Source organism: uncultured Clostridium sp., assembly GCF_947036855.1.
GTDB lineage: Bacteria > Bacillota > Clostridia > Clostridiales > Clostridiaceae > Sarcina.
The window spans coordinates 1-17,621 of record NZ_CAMQRY010000047.1 but is presented as its reverse complement, the minus strand read 5'-3'; the positions used below and the strand labels follow the sequence as shown (position 1 = coordinate 17,621).

Here is a 17,621-nt window from a genome sequence, read left to right as displayed (position 1 = left end):
AGAAGTTTAAGTGTATTTTCCATTCCCTCATAATGAGTTCTTTCCATTCCATGAGAAGCGTGAACTCCTGGCCCTATAAGACCTCCACGAATATCATTCCCACTTCTAAGCGCTGCTACTGTATCTGAACCATAGAAAGGATAAATATCAATGCAATATTTTAGGTTATTTTCTTTTGCAAGTTCTATAAATTTATTTGTTATATTATAATCATAAGGTCCACCTGAATCTTTAGCACAGATTGAAACATCATATTCTGTGCAACTTAAATCATCACCTATACATCCCATATCTACTGATATAAGTTCTGTAATATCTGATGGAATTGATGCACTTCCATGTCCAACTTCTTCATAAGTAGATATAATTATTTTTGTTTTAAAGTTTGGCACAATATTTTCTCTTTTCATATTTTCTAAAAGAGTTAAAAGTATTCCAACACTTGCTTTGTCATCTATAAATCTTGACTTAACAAAACCACTTTCTGTTATTACAGTTTTAGGGTCTATACAAATAAAATCTCCAACTGATATTCCAAGTTTCTCTACATCTTCTTTTGATTTTACAACTTCATCAATTCTAACTTCCATATTTTCTGGATCTCTTTTCTTATCTGTTGCATCCTTAAAAACATGAGCTGCTGGGCTTGTACTTAAAAATGTTCCATTATAAGTTTTTTTATCTTTTCCTCTTGTAATTATTCTACAATATTCACTATCAAGTGTAGGTACAATAGGACCTCCAAGAAGTGTAAACTTTAAAGTTCCACCACTTGTTATAGACCTAACCATAGCTCCAAGTGTATCAACATGGGCTGCAAGTCCTATAACTTCTTCATCACTTTTACCTTCAATAGTTATAATCCCATTACCTTTTCTATTTCTCTCAAATTTATATCCAAAAGATTTAACTATTTCTTCAACTCTGTCCATAATTTCAAAACAGTAACCTGTCGGACTATCAAATTCTAATAATTCTTTTGTTGTATTTAAAAGAAAATCTTTATTAATTGTTATCATAAATAATCTCTCCCCTATCTTTTATTTTTTCACTTCTGGTAAATCAAAACTTGTTGGGTCTGATTCTTTTTCTTCTATAAACCAATCGTCCTCTGAAAATTCACCTGATGCAATTTTCTCAACTGGTATTTTCATATATCTTGCTTTTCCTGTTGCAGCAACTGTTCCATCTTCTAAAAGAATTTCACCTTCACCTTCAAACATTCTATGCGTATTTTTTGTAATTCTTCCAACAACTCTAAGCTCTGTGCAAAGTGGAATTGGTTTTCTATACTTAACTTGCAATTCTATTGTTACTCCCCAAGTATCTTTTTCTATTAAGTTTATAACTCTTCCAACTGTTTCATCAAGTAATGCTCCTGCAATCCCTCCATGAACTCGCCCTGGGTAACTCTGATGTTCTTCTAAAGTTTTAAAAACTCCAACTACATCTCCATTATCAAGTTCATAAAACTCTGTATGTAATCCAAGTTTATTATCAACTCCACAGATTAAACAATTCTTACTCGAATATTGTTTTTTAACAACTTTTCTCTCCATAATACAATTCTCTCCTTAAAATTATATATAGAAATATCTCTTTAATTATGCTTAAAGAGATATTCTATATTAATTATTCTATTTTTAGTATACCCTTTTTAACAGGCTAATAAAATACCAATTTCTATTCTTTTTCATCTTATATATGATTTTAAACCGAAGCCTCTTCATTCTCAATAAATCTATAAGCTCCATCTACAATCTCATCAGGATATCCTATATACTTTAGAAGTTTTATAGCATTTCTTGTTTTTAAAACTCCATCTTTAAGTTTATAATCAAAACTTAAACCTTCACTTTCACTTACTGCTTCGCTAAAATGATAGAAATCATGTGTCTGCCCAAGCATATCTGTAAGCTCTTTATCATGTGTTGCCACTATAGATAGTGATTTTCTTTTTTGGATATATTCTAAAATTTTCTCTGATGCTGCAATTCTTTCAACAGGATTTGTCCCTCTAAATATTTCATCAATACCACAGAAAACTTTATATTTCCCTTTAAGTGCTTTTATAATTCTAAGAACTGCTTCAGCCTCTGCTATATAATAACTCTTCCCTGCTTCTACATCATCTTCTGGACTTATTGAACTAACATAATTTAAAAATTCTGATTTATACTCTTTAGCAAACACAAAATTAAAACTCTGTGCAAAAACAATATTAACTCCTATCATTCTTAAAAATGTTGATTTACCAGCCATATTTGAACCTGTTAATACAATCCCTTTATTCTCAATACTTATAGAGTTTTTAACTACACCATCAATAAGTGGATGTGCACCCTCTACTATTTTAAAGCCAACACCATCTTCAAACTTAGGTTTTGTAATTTCATATTCTACGCTTTCCTTATATCCTTGCACAGATATAAGAGCATCTATTTCTCCTATAACATCATATAGCTCTTTAATTTCATCTTTATTATTATTTAAATTCTCAACCATTCCGTAATAGGCTTTATCAGCACTTAGTGTTATCATTGCCCAAAGTTCTTTAATCCCATTTAGTGATGATAAATTATCTACACCTCCCATTACACCAGTAGATTTATTAAATTTATTCTTGTCTTTACCCATTTTTTCAAATACATCATCTATTCTCTTTTTATATTCTTCTAATGCTTTTATATCAAGCTTTGAAATCTTCTTCCCACACTTAACAAGCTTTGCAATATAAGCAATTCCACTTCTTGGCTTTTCTGGTTTAGATGATTTTTCTATTGATGTAATAATTGAGTTTACTACGAGTAGTCCAAATAAAATATAAAGTTGTGCTGGATATAATATTCCTGTAATTAAAAGTAAAATTGGCAGTACACTACCTAAAAAGAAATATAAAGTCTTCTTAATATTATTTCCCTTATGATTACTTGTTAAAATATCAGCGAAATCATAATGCTTATCTCTTCCTAAAGAATATAGAGCTGATTGAACTGCTATTCTCTCTTCATCATTTTCTCCAAAATGCTCCATAAATTTACTTCTATCTTCTAAGACCTTTTTATCTCTTACTGGTTTTTTAAGTAATTCATAAAGTTTTGTTTCTCCAGCAGTAGAATATGTTCCATCCATTCTTATGTACATACTCTGTAGATTTAAATCTGCAAAACTTTGCTCATCTATATCTCCGTATTCATCTGAGTTAAACTCTTTATAATACTTCTTTATACCCTCCATATCATACTTTCTTTTTCTACGACCTAATGGCCAAACTTTTGTAACATATCTTTTAGCATTCATATTACTTAGCATATAACCCTCCATCTAGTTTGTTTTCTCTTTTATAAAAACTATTTTTTCTTTTCATTCTCTTCAATAACAGCATACGCACCTTTGATTATCTCATCAGGATATCCTATATATTTTAGAAGTTTTATAGCATTTCTTGTTTTAAGAACACCTTTTTTAAGTTTATAATCAAATGATAATCCAGTTTTATCATTAACTCTCTCACTAAAATGATAGAAGTCATGTGTTTTATCAAGTAAATCTGTAAGTTCTTTATCATGAGTTGCTACTATTGATAGTGAATTTCTTTTTTGAATGTATTTTAGAATTTCTTCAGAAGCTGCAATTCTCTCAACAGGATTTGTTCCTCTAAATATTTCATCTATCCCACAGAAAACTTTATGTTCTCCATCAAGTGCTTTTATAATTCTAAGAACTGCTTCTGCCTCTGCAATATAATAACTCTTACCTTTACTTATATCATCTTCTGGGCTTATTGAACTAACATAGTTTAAAAATTCTGATCTATATTTCTTAGCATGAACAAAGTTAAAGCTTTGTGCAAGAACTATGTTAATCCCAAGCATTCTAAGAAATGTTGATTTACCAGACATATTTGTTCCAGTTAATACAATTCCCTTGTTCTCAATATCTAATGAGTTTTTAACTACATTTTTAACAAGTGGATGTGCTCCATTTACTATTTCAAATCCATAATTATCAATAAACTCTGGTTTTGTAATTTCATATTCTGTTTTTTCTTTATACCCTTGTACAGAGATTAAAGCATCAATTTCTCCCATAACATCATATAACTCTTTTAAGCTTCCTTTATGAGCATTAATATTATCAATTACAGTGTAATAAGCATTTTCTACATTTAAAATTATAGCTCCAATTACATCTGAAAATGGTTCTATAAGTGGAAAACTTAAAAGCCCTCCAACTACTGATACTGAAACTGTTCTAAGCTTTTTACCATCTCTACCAATATCTTTTATAGCTTTATCTATTCTAACTTGATATGGCTTTAAAACATCTATCTTAAGCTTTGACATCTGTCCACCAGCTTTAATTAGTGCCGCACCATAATAAATCCCTTGATAAGGATTTTTTGAATCAAGTCTTCTTTCTTTTACTGCAATAAGTGAATTTATAAGAAGCAATAAAATTAAAAGAAAAAAGATTTCATATTTATAAAGTAGTCCTGCAATAATGATTATAATAGGAAGAATTTTTCCTAAAAGTAAATACGTATACCTTTTTAAATTACTGCCTTTATAATCATTACCTAAAAGATCCATAAAATTAAACTTCTTATCCATACTAAGCTCATATAAAACTTCTTGAACATCAACTCTATCTCCACCATGCTGTCCAAAATGCTCCATAAAAGCACCTCTATCTTTTAAAACTTTTCTATCACGCACAGGATTTCTAAGCATATCATATAATTTTGATTCACCTGCACTTGAATATGTTCCATCCATTTTTACAAATATACTATCTAAATTTAAATCTGAAAAACTTTGGTCATCAACTTCTCCATATTCGCCTTTTGTAAAATTATTATAATACTTTTTAATTCCATTCATATCTCTTGATAATTTACTACAGCCCTCTGGCCAAAAACTTCTAACATACGATCTACCATTTTTATTAAACATGCTTTATGTTTTCCTCCATCTAATTTATTTCCACTAATTATATCATACAGACCTAAATCACCTACTATATATACATTACGATAAATCTCACTAATTATTAAGTTTTGTAATAATTCATTCTATTATTCTATAAAGAAGAAAAAAAATGCTTGAAAATTTATTAAGGTGATATATTATCATCCATAATAATATATCACCTGTATAATTTTAAATTGAAGCTTTTCCATTTTCAATAAAGCTATATGCTCCATTTACTATTTGGTCTGGATAACCAATATACTTTAAAAGTTTTATAGCATTTCTTGTTTTTAAAACACCCTCTTTAAGTTTGTAATCAAAACTTAAACCATCACTCTCACTAACATCTTCACTAAAGTGATAAAAATCATGTGTTTTACTAAGTAAATCTGTAAGCTCTTTATCATGCGTTGCTACTATTGATAGTGATTTTCTTTTTTGAATGTATAATAAAATTTTCTCTGATGCTACAATTCTTTCAATTGGATTAGTTCCTCTAAATATTTCATCAATCCCACAAAATACTTTATATTCTCCATCAAGGGCTTTTATAATTCTAAGAACTGCCTCAGCTTCTGCTATATAATAACTTTTCCCTGCTTCTACATCATCCTCCGGACTTATTGAACTAACATAATTTAAGAATTCTGACTTGTACTCTTTAGCAAACACAAAGTTAAAACTCTGTGCAAGAACTATGTTAATCCCAATCATCCTTAAAAATGTTGATTTACCAGCCATATTTGAACCTGTTAAAACAATTCCTTTATTATTAATGGTTATAGAGTTTTTAACTACATCTTTAACAAGTGGATGTGCTCCTTCTATAATTTTAAAACCACAGTTTTCTTCAAACTTTGGTTTTACAGTTTCATATTCTGAATATTCTTTATACCCCTGCACAGCAATAAGAGCATCAATCTCACCTAAAATATCATATAATTCTCTAATCTCATTTTTATGACTATTCAAATTATCAATCAGACCATAATATTTTTTTTCGGCACTTAAAAAAATTATTTCAACAAGTTCTATAAGTCCATTTAAAGAAGATAACTCATCAACTCCTGATATTACACCTGTTGCCTTATTAAGTTTCCTACTATCCGTACCTAAAATCTTAAATATCTCATTAATTCTATTCTTATATTCATCTAATTCTTTTATATCAAGCTTTGATATTTCCTTTGCACATTTAAGAATCTTTGCAGCATAAGAAATACCTTTCTTTGGTTTTTTCTGCTTAGATGAATGTTCAAACCCTCTAACAAATGAATTTAATAAACTTAATCCAAATAAAACATAAAATCCTACTGGATATACTAATGATATTAAAAAAATTCCAATAGGTAATACACTACCTAAAATAAAATAAATATACTTCTTAAAAGTATTACCTTTATATTCATTAGTCAAAAGCTCTACTAAATCATATTCTTTATCTTTACCTAAATTATATAAAGCTGACTGAACAGTTATCCTATCTTCCTCATTCTCTCCAAAGTACTGCATAAGCTTACTTCTTTTTTCTAAAATATTCTTATCACGCACAGGTTTTTTAAGCATCTCATAAAGCTTTGTTTCTCCTGCACTTGAATATGTTCCATCCATTTTTATATACATACTCTGTAAATTTAAATCTAAAAAGCTTTGCTCATCTATATCCCCATATTCATCAGGTGTAAATTCATTATAATACTTCTTTATTCCTTCCATATCATAATTTCTTTTTCTACGACACCTTGGCCAAAACTCTGTAACATATTTCTTTCCATGACTACTTCCTAGCATATATCCTCCACTTATTTTCTTCTACCCTTGTACTATTTTTCTCACACTTTACTATATCAATTTAACCTATGCTCTCTTTTCACATGCTTCAATCATTTCAATAGCAGCATATGAATCATCTATTATTTCATTTGGATACCCTATATATTTTAAAAGTTTTATAGCATTTCTTGTTTTTAAAACACCCTTTTTAATTTCATAATCAAATGATAATCCTGTACTATCACTAACCTTTTCGCTAAAATGATAAAAATTGTGTGTTTTAGTTAGTAAATCTGTAAGCTCTTTATCATGAGTTGCTACTATTGATAGTGAATTTCTCTCTTGAATATATCTTAGAATTTCTTCTGATGCTGCAATCCTCTCAACAGGGTTTGTCCCTCTAAATATTTCATCAATACCACAAAAAACTTTATACTCCCCATCAAGTGCATTTATAATCCTAAGAACTGCCTCAGCTTCTGCTATATAATAACTTTTCCCTGCTTCTACATCATCTTGTGGACTTATTGAACTAACATAATTTAAAAACTCTGCTTTATACTCACTTGCATGAACAAAGTTAAAGCTCTGTGCAAAAACTATGTTAATACCAAGCATTCTAAGAAATGTTGATTTACCAGACATATTTGTACCTGTCAAAACTATTCCCTTATTTTCAATATATATTGAATTCTTAACTACATCTTTAATAAGTGGATGTGCTCCATCTACTATTTTAAAACCATAATTATCAATAAACTCTGGTTTTGTAGTTTCATACTCTGACTTTTCTTTATATCCTTGTACAGAAATTAAAGCATCAATCTCTCCCATAACATCATATAATTCTTTCAAACTATCTTTATGATTATTCAGATTATCAATAAGATTGTAATAAGCATTTTCTACACTTAATATTATTGAGCCTATCAATGCATGAATATCTTCTATAATTGGTAAATTTAAAATGCCTCCAACAATAGAAACTGATACTATTTTAAGCTTACTACTATCACTTCCAATATCATTTATAGCTTTATCAATTTTTTCTTGATATGGTTTTAACACATCTATATCAAGCTTTAAAATTCTACTTCCTGCTTTAATAAGTGCTGCTCCATAATAAATCCCTTCATATGGTGTATTTAAACTAGCACCTCTCTCTTTTGCAGAAATAAGTGAATTTATAAAAACTACTGCTATAAATACTATTAATATCTCATGCCTATAAAATATCCCTGCTAATAAGAATATAATAGGAAGAATTTTTCCTAAAATAAAATAAGCGTACTTTTTAAACTCATTTCCCTTATAATCACTATTTAAAAGTTCTAAAAAATTAAACTTCTTATCCCTACTAAGCTGATATAAAATTTCCTGAACATCAATTCTATCATCAGTATATTCCCCAAAATGCTCCATAAAAGTATTTCGTTTTTCTAAAATTTCTCTATCACGCACAGGATTTCTAAGCATGTCATAAAGTTTTGATTCTCCCGCACTTGAATATGTTCCATCCATTTTCTCAAATATACTATCTAAATTTAAATCCGAAAAACTTTGCTCATCTATTTCTCCATACTCACCAGATGTATATTCATCATAATATTTTTTGATTCCATCCATATCCCTTGATAATTTATCGCAGCCTTCTGGCCAAAAATTTGTAACATACATTCTAGCCTCTCTATTTTTAAGCATTCTTTCCTCCACCTAGTTTATTTTTATTAATTATACCATAGTTTTTACCACATTTTTACATATTATTAGTTAAGATAAACTTAACTAATTCTTAATTTTGTAATAATATTTTTAATTCTTGTCTAAAATTCAAAAAAAATGCTAAAAATTTTATTAAGGTGATATAATACTATGTAGACTAAAATTCTATGAAGGATTTTATTTTCTACTACATATAAGTTTAAAAACTTTTTAAAACATAAATCTTTACTTTATTAATTAAAAAGCATTCAGAAAATATTAATTTTTTATAGTTTTAATATTTCTGATATCCAAACTTAATTTTAAAAATGAAAGGATGATTTAATTGGAAAATACACGTAAGAAAAGAGTTATACTTGGTATGTCGGGTGGAGTTGATTCTTCAGTATCAGCATTACTTTTAAAAGAACAAGGATACGAGGTTATAGGTCTTTTTATGAAAAACTGGGATGAAAAAAATGAAGAGGGCATCTGTACTGCAACAGAAGATTTTGAAGATGTTGCTAGTGTTTGTAGCCAACTTGATATCCCTTACCACACAGTTAACTTTGTAAAAAAATACTGGGATAATGTTTTTGAATATTTCCTAGCTGAATATAAAAAAGGTAGAACACCAAACCCTGATGTTCTATGTAATAAAGAAATTAAATTTAAAGCGTTTCTTGATTATGCATTAACACTTGATGCTGACTATATAGCTATGGGGCATTATGCTAATGTTAATCAAAATGAAGAAGGCAAGTTTGAACTTCTTAGAGGTAAGGATTCTAATAAAGACCAAACTTATTTCCTATGTATGCTTAACCAATATCAACTATCAAAATCACTATTCCCTATTGGGCATCTTGAAAAAAGTAAAGTTAGAGAACTCGCTATAGAAGCTAACTTAACTACTGCTGCAAAGAAAGACAGTACAGGAGTTTGTTTTATTGGAGAAAGAGATTTTAATAAATTCTTAAGCCAATACTTACCTGCTCAAAAAGGTGAAATGAAAACATTTGATGGAAAAGTTATAGGTCAGCATAATGGTCTTATGTACTATACTATAGGACAAAGAAAAGGACTTGGTATTGGTGGTGGCTTTAGTACATCAGAAGAACCTTGGTTTGTAGCTGAGAAAGATATTGAAAACAATATTTTATATGTTGTTCAAGGTGAGAAAAATGCTAGAATTCATTTTACAGGACTCGTAACAGAAGGTGTAAATTGGGTTTCTGGAACTATTCCTACAGAGAAATTTAAATGTACTGCTAAATTTAGATACAGACAAAAAGATATTAATGTAACAGTTACTCCACTTGGAGATGGAAAATTCAAAGTAATTTTTGATGCACCAGCAAAAGCCGTTACAGAAGGACAATTTGTTGTATTCTATGATGGTGAAAAATGTCTTGGTGGTGGATCAATAGAAGAAACTATCAGAGCATAGCCTAAAAGCTTGTATATAACTACATTTCATATTAAAATATACTTATACTTTCAGAAGAAATGTAAAAGTATCAAAAGAAAATTAATGTTTCAAAAAGGATAACCCTTTTTACATTTGAGGAGGAACAGATCGTTGTATAATTTTAAAGAAGTTTCACCAGAAGTTGTTAATGAATTTAATGCATCAAGCAAAAAAGGTCATATATTTCAAACATCTTACTGGGCAGATCTTAAAGAATATTGGATACCAAAATTTATAGCTGGATATGACTCTAATGGAGAGGTAGTTTTAGCAACTACTATACACCTTAGAAAATTCCCAAAGCTTAACACATATATGGGCTATATTCCAAGAGGATTTACTTGTGATTACACAAATAAATCATTAGTTAGTGAATTCACTGACTTTTTAAAAAAATTCTCTAAAGAAAATAAGGTAGCTTTTGTAACAGTTGACCCAGATATACACCTTCGTGAAAATGAAGAGTTAATTGAAGAAGGAAACAACATAAAAGAACACCTTAAATCACTTGGTTATAAAAATACAGAAAGTAAAAACTTTGAAGGTATTCAACCAAACTTTGTATTCAGACTTCCACTTCCAACAGAAGGTGATAAAGCTGTTATAAAGAAACAAGTATTTAAAAGTTTCTCAAGCAAAACTAGATATAATATAAAAGTTGCTGAGGAAAGAGGTCTTACAGTTGAAATTTTTGATAAAGAATCACTTACTGATGAAGTTATGTCTAAGTTCCATGAAATAATGGTTACAACAGGTAAAAGAGATAACTTTATAGTTAGAGGAAAAGATTACTTTAAGAATATGATTGACTGCCTATACCCTCATGCAAGACTTTATATGGTTAAATATAGCTATGAAAATGATTTTAAAAGACTTACTGAAAAACTTTCAAAGCAAGAAAGTGATATAATCAAATCTCTTGCAAAAATTGAAGATCAAAAAGCTAAATTTGCTTTAGAAACTGATGAAGATAAAAAATCAAGAATCCAAAAGAAAATCACTGACAATGAAAGAAAAGTTGCTGAAAGTGAAAGACAAATCGAAGGATTCAAATCTAAAATCGAAGGAATTAAACCATATAAAGGTCAAGATTTATACCTTTCTGGTTCACTTTACTTATATCATGGAGATATTGGTTGGTACTTATATGGTGCTTCAGATAATAAGCTTCGTGATACAATGCCAAACTTTGCAATGCAATGGGCTATGATTGAAGATACTGTTGATTTAGGTTGTCCTGTATATGACTTTAGAGGAGTTTCTGGAGATTTAAATCCTGAAAACCCACTTTACGGATTATATAAATTTAAAAAAGGATTCAATGGAAACTTTGTAGAGTTTATAGGTGAATTTGATATTGTTACAAACACATTCATGTATAATTTATATAAAAAAGCATTCCCAGAATTTAAAAAAATCAGAAATAAAATGATGAATAAAAAACAATAATAAAAAGGGATTACACTCATCTTAGGTGTAATCCCTTCTACTATTTCATCTTCATTTAATTATACATATAAACTATCAATCCATGTTATTAAATTCTCTACTTCTGGTTTACTAAACTGTGCATCTGCACCAACAGTAATTCCCTTATGCTTTAAATCTCTTGTTATAAGAGATGAGAAAATAACAACTGGAAGTCTTTTTAACGCTTCATGAGTTTTAAGTTTTTTAGTTAATGTATGACCATCCATTCTTGGCATTTCTATATCAGTAATTAAAAGTTGTATATCTTCAACAAATAATTCACCTTTATTTTTAGCAAGTACTTCTAAATAATCATATGCTTCTTGTCCATCTTCAAACTTTTTAATATTTTTAAATCCTGCCTTTTCTAATGCATCTGCTAAAAGATTTCTAATTAATGGAGAATCATCAACTATACCAAGTTTTATAAACCCTCGCTCTTTATATTCTACATTAACAACTCTATCACTGCTAATCCCTGAACTTGGACTAATATCAGTAACTATCTTCTCAAAATCTAAAAGAAGGATAACATCATCACCATCAATTATATTACCAATAACAAGATTACTCTCTATAAGAGGTGTTGGCTTTAATATATCACTCCACTTTATCCTCTTAACTCCAATAACTTCATCAATATTAAATGATACCTTCATCTCATTAAACTCACAAATTATAGTTTTAAACTCTTCATATTTATCCTTAGTCTTATCTAAAATATAAATAAGATCCACAAGTGGAATTATCTCATTTCTACAAAGTATTATCCCTGCAATAGCTGGATGTGAATCTGGTATCGAAGTTAAATTACTGCAATCTATTACTTCTTTTACCTTAATTATATTTATAGCATAAAATTTATTTCCAACTCTAAATTTTAATATCTCAACTTCACCAGTTCCTGTTTCTAATAAAATATCACTCATATTTTTTCACTAGACTATCTAGCTTCCCCCTTTGCTTTTATATTAAACTCAAATTTTATTGAGCTTAAAGACCTACATCTCTTCTACAATTCCATATTTTTTTGAACTTCTCTTTATACTTTATTATTCGGCTAAATTTAATGTTCCTTAAGATTTATTTCTTTTATTGATAAAATATTATTATGCTTACTACAACTATATTCCTTACAGATATCATTTATATCAATCATTCACTTATTTTATTATCAAAAAAGAGCTAGTATTTTAAAATACTAACTCCCATTTCTATATTATAAATTTTTTTAAAAACTCTTTTGTTCTATCTTTCTTTGGATTTGTAAATATCTCTTTAGATGTTCCTTCTTCTACAACAAAGCCATCTTCCATAAATATTATTCTATCCCCAACTTCTTTTGCAAAGGTCATTTCATGAGTAACTATAATCATAGTTCTATGTTCTTTTGCAAGACCTTTTATTACACTTAAAACCTCTGTAACAAGTTCTGGATCAAGTGCTGATGTTGGCTCATCAAATAATATAACCTGTGGATTTATAGCCATAGCTCTTGCTATACTAACTCTCTGCTTTTGTCCACCTGATAAAGTCTTTGGATATGCATCTTTCTTATCTGCTAGCCCAACCTTTTCAAGCATATTTATACCAATTTCCTGTGCTTCTTGTTTTTTCATTTTTTTAACAATTAGAAGTGCTTCTGTTATATTTTCTAAAACAGTTCTATTTGCAAAAAGATTATAACTTTGAAAAACCATTGCTGACTGCTTTCTTAAATTTGTTATATCTTTTCCCTTTGCCCTAGATGTATCAATTTTAACATCACCAATAGTTATCTTTCCACCATTTGGCTTTTCAAGATAGTTAAGACATCTAAGTAGTGTTGATTTACCTGAGCCTGATGGCCCAAGTATAACAACAACTTCTCCCTTTTGAACTTCTAAATTTATATCTTTTAATACTTCATTATCTTTAAAACTCTTTTTTAAACTTTCTACTTTTATCATAAGTTCGCCTCCTTAATATACTGATAGTTTTTTCTCAAGTCTTCCTTGAAGGAATGTAAAGAATAATATTACCACCCAGTAAATTAAAGCTGCTATAACATATGGCTCAAAGAATTTAAAGCTGTCTGCTGCAATCATTTGTGCCTGTGCTAAAATCTCTACAACTCCAAGAGTAAATGCAAGTGATGAACTCTTAATATTATCTATAAATACATTTCCAAGTGGTGGTATAGCAATTCTAAATGCTTGTGGAAGAACTATTCTTTGGAGCCCTTGTGCTTTAGTCATTCCAAGTGAATAACAAGCTTCCATCTGCCCTTTATCAATAGCTCCAATAGAAGACCTTAAAACCTCTGCAATATATGCTGATGAGTTAAGCCCTATACCTATAATAGCTGCTAGATATGCTGACATATCCCGAAGCTCTGGGAAAATCTGTGGAAGTCCAAAATATAATATAAATAATTGGACAAGCAGTGGTGTTCCTCTAAAGAACGATATATAAACTTCTGCTATTTGTTTAATTACAGGTATTTTATAAACTCTAATCATTGCAAGTATAAGCCCTATAATAAGACCAATAATCATAGATGTTATAGCTATAATTAAAGTAGTCTTAAGTCCTACTAGTACTTTAGGGAATATCTTCATAGCATATGAAATACTAAAAATACTATTCTCTCCATCACTAGTTGAAGTTATATTTGCTACATTATCTGAATCTCCAACAGCTGTAACATTTGTTTTAAGCCATTTCTCTGAAATAGTTTTTAAAGTTCCATCTGCTCTCATTTGATTTATAGTTCCATTTATTTTTGTTATAAGCTCCTTATTTGCATTAGTTTTAGTAAACGGATATGCATTTTCTATAGTTTCAATCGGTTTACCAACTATCTTAAGAGGTAAATTCCCCTTATTAATCATCATAGCTGCTGAAACTCTATCAATCACAACTGCATCAATTCTACCAAGCATAAGCTGATTAAATGCTACATTTGTATCTTGATAAGTTTTAATTCCAATCAGACCACTTTTATCATTGTTCTTTATAAGTTTTTCATAATTACTTCCAAGGTCTACTCCAACTGTTTTACCTTTTAAATCTGATAAACTAGTTATACCATTTTCATCATTTCTAACAACAAGCTGTGCACCTGTATAAACAACTGGTTCAGTGAAATAATATTTACTCTCTCTATCTTTTGTAATTGTAATTTGATTTGCTATAGTATTAACCTTTTCTGAATCAAGAAGCCCAAAAAGTCCACTAAAAGATGCAGTCTTAAATTTTACATCATACCCCATTCTTTTAGCTATGTTCTTCCAAACATCAACCTCAAATCCCTCAATGTGATCCCCTTGCTTAAACGTAAACGGATAATATGTACCTGACATAGCTACTGTTATTGTTTTCTTATTACTTTCAGCTGACTTAAAATAATTTTGATATGTAAAAATACCAAGAAAAACAACAATTATTAATCCTACTATAATAGCTAATTTCTTTTTCATATGTAGACCTCCTCTGTTATTATGACAATTCCGATAAAGTTTATCAGAATTAAAAAGTGTAAAAAATAAATAAATTTAGTATCTAAATTTATTTTTAACAATTTTCTTATATTTATTTATATTTCTTTTCTTCTGTAACTATATTGTAATTTACAATTGTGAAAATCATATGAAATTTTAGCTTTTATTTTAATAATAAATTTAATTTACCTTATAAAAATAAAAAAAGTTACTCAAAATAGAAATTAAATCTACTTTGAATAACTTTTATAAACTACCTATTTAAAATCATTATATATAATAACTTTACCTACTTCTATGAAGATAAGTGCTATCTGAGCTATTATAGCTATAATATAAATCATAACCATTTGAACTTCTGGTATTACTCTTAATAAAGAAGATAATGTAATTACTATGAAAGCTACTATTAAAAGACCTAAAAGTTTTAAAATAACTTTTCCATCTGTCTTAAATAATAAACCTAAATTAAATTTAAATGCTTCAAATAATTTTTTATCATCAATCATTATTCCTGGTATAATAAATGCTGTTAAAATTATTGATACAAGACCAATAACAACACCTAAAAACACACTAAACATTGTTGCTTCTGAACCAACATATATAATAATAAAAGTATTTATTAAAGTTACTAAAAACCCTGCTATACCACTTATTATACCTATGATTATTGCCGCTCCAATTATTCTATACCATCTTTTAAAAGCTAGTCCTATAGCTTTTATAAATCTAATTTTATTACCTTTTTTTCTCTCATCAATATACTTTACAACAGACGCATCTGCAAAACATTGTACAAGCCCTGCAAGTATTGCTGTTCCCACAACTACAACAATTGACATAGCTGGAAGTGTACTTGTAACACTTTTAGATATTCCCATTCCTGAATATATTATAGCTATTGTTGCAAGTGTTAAAAATATATAAAAAAGTATAACAATCACAAGAGTTCCCCAAATATTTTTTCCAAGTAATGAAAGAGAATCTAAAATTATACCTTTTCTTTTCATTGGTTCATTATTCACTTTTATTCACATCCTAATTTTTATTTTAAAGTTATGTACCATTTTACTATTTTTAGATAAATCATATATTACAAATTAATAAAATTTCATCCTAAATCCCAAAACTTTCTACTATATATTATAACATAATTCACTATACTTTTAAGAAACTACAGATAAACTTCATATCTATCAAAGATTTTAATTTTACTATACTAAATAGACTTGTACAAAAAGAACCTATATTGTGAAACTTTATATTAAAAGTTACATAATATAGGCTCTATAAAATCTATCTAATTTGAAAATAATTCTATTGGCTCTAAACTCGCTAAAATATTTTCTAATGAATATTTATCAGTATCAATATCAGTATCTCCAAGCAATATCTTAGTAATAATTTCTTCCTGTTCATCAGCAAAGAAATCACTTTCTCTTACTGCTTCAATTACACTATCACTTTCATAAAGCATTGGCTCACCTTCTTCATTACCGATAGTTCTAAAAACTTCTTCACGAGTTTCATCATCACTCAAATCATGTTTTTCATAATCTTTATTCTTCTTACAAACTTCTATTCTATTTTCATAATATCTATTAACATAAGCTTTTGCAAACTCAATGTCCTCTACTAGAATAACCTTCTTACTCGGCATAACTAATACATACTCTTTTTTCTCAAAAATCATGATTACCGCCTCCTTAAAGCTTCTTAATGATAGTATGTCCACAAAAATAAATATATATTAAACTTAAAATTTACCTATCCTAAGACTATATTCCATAACAAAAAAAGATGGCTTGAGTAAAACCTCAAACCATCTTTTTCAAACTATCTTTTCCTAATTTTATTTATCTTCATTATCATTGTCATCATCTTTTTTATTTTTAAATTTCTTAAATCCAAAAATACTTAGTCCTGATGCTAATGATAATGATAATAATCCTAGTAAGCCTTCAGCTCCTTCAGTAACTGATGCTATTCCTGTATCAGGTAACTGAGTAATAGTCTTTTGCTCTTTGCTATTCATAGTAGCAGTATTAACTAAATCACTATTAGTATTATTACCTTGAATATTTGGAATTATATTATCATTTGTATTTACCTCATTATTACTTGATGTAATATTAGGTTCATTATTATTACCTTCCTGATTATTGATATTACTTCCATCATTAATATCTTTATTAGGGTTTGGTAAATGATTTTCTGTTTTATAAGTATGATAAGTGATTACTGTTGTTCCACTTGGTACCACAGTTGGTACTTCACTTGGATCTACAATTTTTCCATTCACATCAATCTTAGTCAACTTACTACCATTTGATATTGTTGGTATATCTATCTTAGTTCCTACTTTTTCAGTTTTTGTTATTGTTGTGATTACTTTCCCATCTTTTCCAACAACATTTATAGTAACAGTTACCTCTTTTACTTCTGGTTTAACAATTGGACTTGTATGATATGTGATTACTGTTGTTCCGCTTGTTACCACAGTTGGTACTTCACTTGGATCTACAGTTTTTCCATTTACATCTACCTTGTCTACTTTGCTTCCACTTGGTATTGCTGGAATATCTATTTTATTTCCTATCTTCTCAGTTTTTGTTGTTGTTGAAATTACTTCTCCATCTTTTCCAATAATATCCACTTTTACTATTCCAGTTTTAATTACTGGTGTTACTGGTACATTTACTGTTACCACTACATCATGCTTTCCATCCGCAACTTTATCTGGTACTT

The 17,621-nt window shown here is 28.7% G+C and carries 14 protein-coding genes; 2 read left to right on the top strand and 12 right to left on the bottom strand.

Annotated features, from left to right (window positions below):
- The 6 genes from Q0V15_RS06680 to Q0V15_RS06655 form a co-directional block, all read right to left on the bottom strand.
- On the bottom strand, window positions 1–1,019 hold a 1,019-nt coding region (locus tag Q0V15_RS06680), incomplete at its 3' end, for a M42 family metallopeptidase (protein ID WP_297437259.1).
- Window positions 1,020–1,040: 21 nt separating this feature from the next.
- A complete protein-coding gene (locus Q0V15_RS06675) occupies window positions 1,041–1,559 on the bottom strand; it encodes a PaaI family thioesterase (RefSeq protein WP_297437257.1) in 519 nt (172 codons plus the stop codon).
- 151 nt (window positions 1,560–1,710) lie between these two features.
- A complete protein-coding gene (locus Q0V15_RS06670; RefSeq protein WP_297437255.1) occupies window positions 1,711–3,312 on the bottom strand; it encodes a MutS-related protein in 1,602 nt (533 codons plus the stop codon).
- A 38-nt stretch (window positions 3,313–3,350) separates the two neighbouring features.
- Window positions 3,351–4,955 (bottom strand): MutS-related protein, encoded by a 1,605-nt coding sequence (locus Q0V15_RS06665; protein ID WP_297437253.1) that lies wholly within the window; start codon window positions 4,953–4,955, stop codon window positions 3,351–3,353.
- A gap of 207 nt (window positions 4,956–5,162) precedes the next feature.
- The gene (locus Q0V15_RS06660) at window positions 5,163–6,764 is read right to left on the bottom strand and encodes a MutS-related protein (RefSeq protein WP_297437251.1); all 1,602 of its coding nucleotides are present in this window, start codon (window positions 6,762–6,764) and stop codon (window positions 5,163–5,165) included.
- A 66-nt stretch (window positions 6,765–6,830) separates the two neighbouring features.
- Entirely contained in the window at window positions 6,831–8,447 is a 1,617-nt protein-coding gene (locus Q0V15_RS06655) for a MutS-related protein (RefSeq protein WP_297437249.1), read from the bottom strand.
- A 346-nt stretch (window positions 8,448–8,793) separates the two neighbouring features.
- On the opposite strand from Q0V15_RS06655, the gene mnmA reads away from it, so the two are divergent.
- Together mnmA and Q0V15_RS06645 are read left to right on the top strand one after the other, a co-directional pair.
- Complete coding sequence (gene mnmA, locus Q0V15_RS06650; protein WP_297437247.1) at window positions 8,794–9,897, top strand: tRNA 2-thiouridine(34) synthase MnmA; 1,104 nt, start codon at window positions 8,794–8,796, stop codon at window positions 9,895–9,897.
- Window positions 9,898–10,029: 132 nt separating this feature from the next.
- Window positions 10,030–11,367: a peptidoglycan bridge formation glycyltransferase FemA/FemB family protein gene (locus tag Q0V15_RS06645; RefSeq protein WP_297437245.1), complete on the top strand. Its 1,338-nt coding sequence runs from the start codon at window positions 10,030–10,032 to the stop codon at window positions 11,365–11,367.
- Window positions 11,368–11,426: 59 nt separating this feature from the next.
- Here the strand turns inward: Q0V15_RS06645 and Q0V15_RS06640 are convergent, their stop codons facing one another.
- The 6 genes from Q0V15_RS06640 to Q0V15_RS06615 all read right to left on the bottom strand — a co-directional run.
- Window positions 11,427–12,317, bottom strand: coding sequence for a chemotaxis protein (locus tag Q0V15_RS06640; RefSeq protein ID WP_297437243.1), 891 nt, complete (start codon window positions 12,315–12,317; stop codon window positions 11,427–11,429).
- A 285-nt stretch (window positions 12,318–12,602) separates the two neighbouring features.
- A complete protein-coding gene (locus tag Q0V15_RS06635; RefSeq protein WP_297437241.1) occupies window positions 12,603–13,337 on the bottom strand; it encodes an amino acid ABC transporter ATP-binding protein in 735 nt (244 codons plus the stop codon).
- A gap of 12 nt (window positions 13,338–13,349) precedes the next feature.
- Complete coding sequence (locus Q0V15_RS06630; protein WP_297437239.1) at window positions 13,350–14,849, bottom strand: ABC transporter permease subunit; 1,500 nt, start codon at window positions 14,847–14,849, stop codon at window positions 13,350–13,352.
- Between the two features lie 278 nt (window positions 14,850–15,127).
- A complete protein-coding gene (locus tag Q0V15_RS06625; RefSeq protein ID WP_297437237.1) occupies window positions 15,128–15,898 on the bottom strand; it encodes a hypothetical protein in 771 nt (256 codons plus the stop codon).
- A 275-nt stretch (window positions 15,899–16,173) separates the two neighbouring features.
- Window positions 16,174–16,566, bottom strand: a complete 393-nt coding sequence (locus Q0V15_RS06620) for a hypothetical protein (protein ID WP_297437235.1) — start codon at window positions 16,564–16,566, stop codon at window positions 16,174–16,176.
- Between the two features lie 159 nt (window positions 16,567–16,725).
- A partial coding sequence (locus Q0V15_RS06615; RefSeq protein ID WP_297437233.1) for a hypothetical protein occupies window positions 16,726–17,621 on the bottom strand: 896 nt, incomplete at its 5' end.

Bases quoted from the DNA above. Each gene is read 5' to 3' on its own strand.
- Q0V15_RS06675 (WP_297437257.1), bottom strand. From the start codon at position 1,559: ATGGAGAGAAAAGTTGTTAAAAAACAATATTCGAGTAAGAATTGTTTA.
- Q0V15_RS06670 (WP_297437255.1), bottom strand. From the start codon at position 3,312: ATGCTAAGTAATATGAATGCTAAAAGATATGTTACAAAAGTTTGGCCA.
- Q0V15_RS06665 (WP_297437253.1), bottom strand. From the start codon at position 4,955: ATGTTTAATAAAAATGGTAGATCGTATGTTAGAAGTTTTTGGCCAGAG.
- Q0V15_RS06660 (WP_297437251.1), bottom strand. From the start codon at position 6,764: ATGCTAGGAAGTAGTCATGGAAAGAAATATGTTACAGAGTTTTGGCCA.
- Q0V15_RS06655 (WP_297437249.1), bottom strand. From the start codon at position 8,447: ATGCTTAAAAATAGAGAGGCTAGAATGTATGTTACAAATTTTTGGCCA.
- Q0V15_RS06640 (WP_297437243.1), bottom strand. From the start codon at position 12,317: ATGAGTGATATTTTATTAGAAACAGGAACTGGTGAAGTTGAGATATTA.
- Q0V15_RS06635 (WP_297437241.1), bottom strand. From the start codon at position 13,337: ATGATAAAAGTAGAAAGTTTAAAAAAGAGTTTTAAAGATAATGAAGTA.
- Q0V15_RS06630 (WP_297437239.1), bottom strand. From the start codon at position 14,849: ATGAAAAAGAAATTAGCTATTATAGTAGGATTAATAATTGTTGTTTTT.
- Q0V15_RS06620 (WP_297437235.1), bottom strand. From the start codon at position 16,566: ATGATTTTTGAGAAAAAAGAGTATGTATTAGTTATGCCGAGTAAGAAG.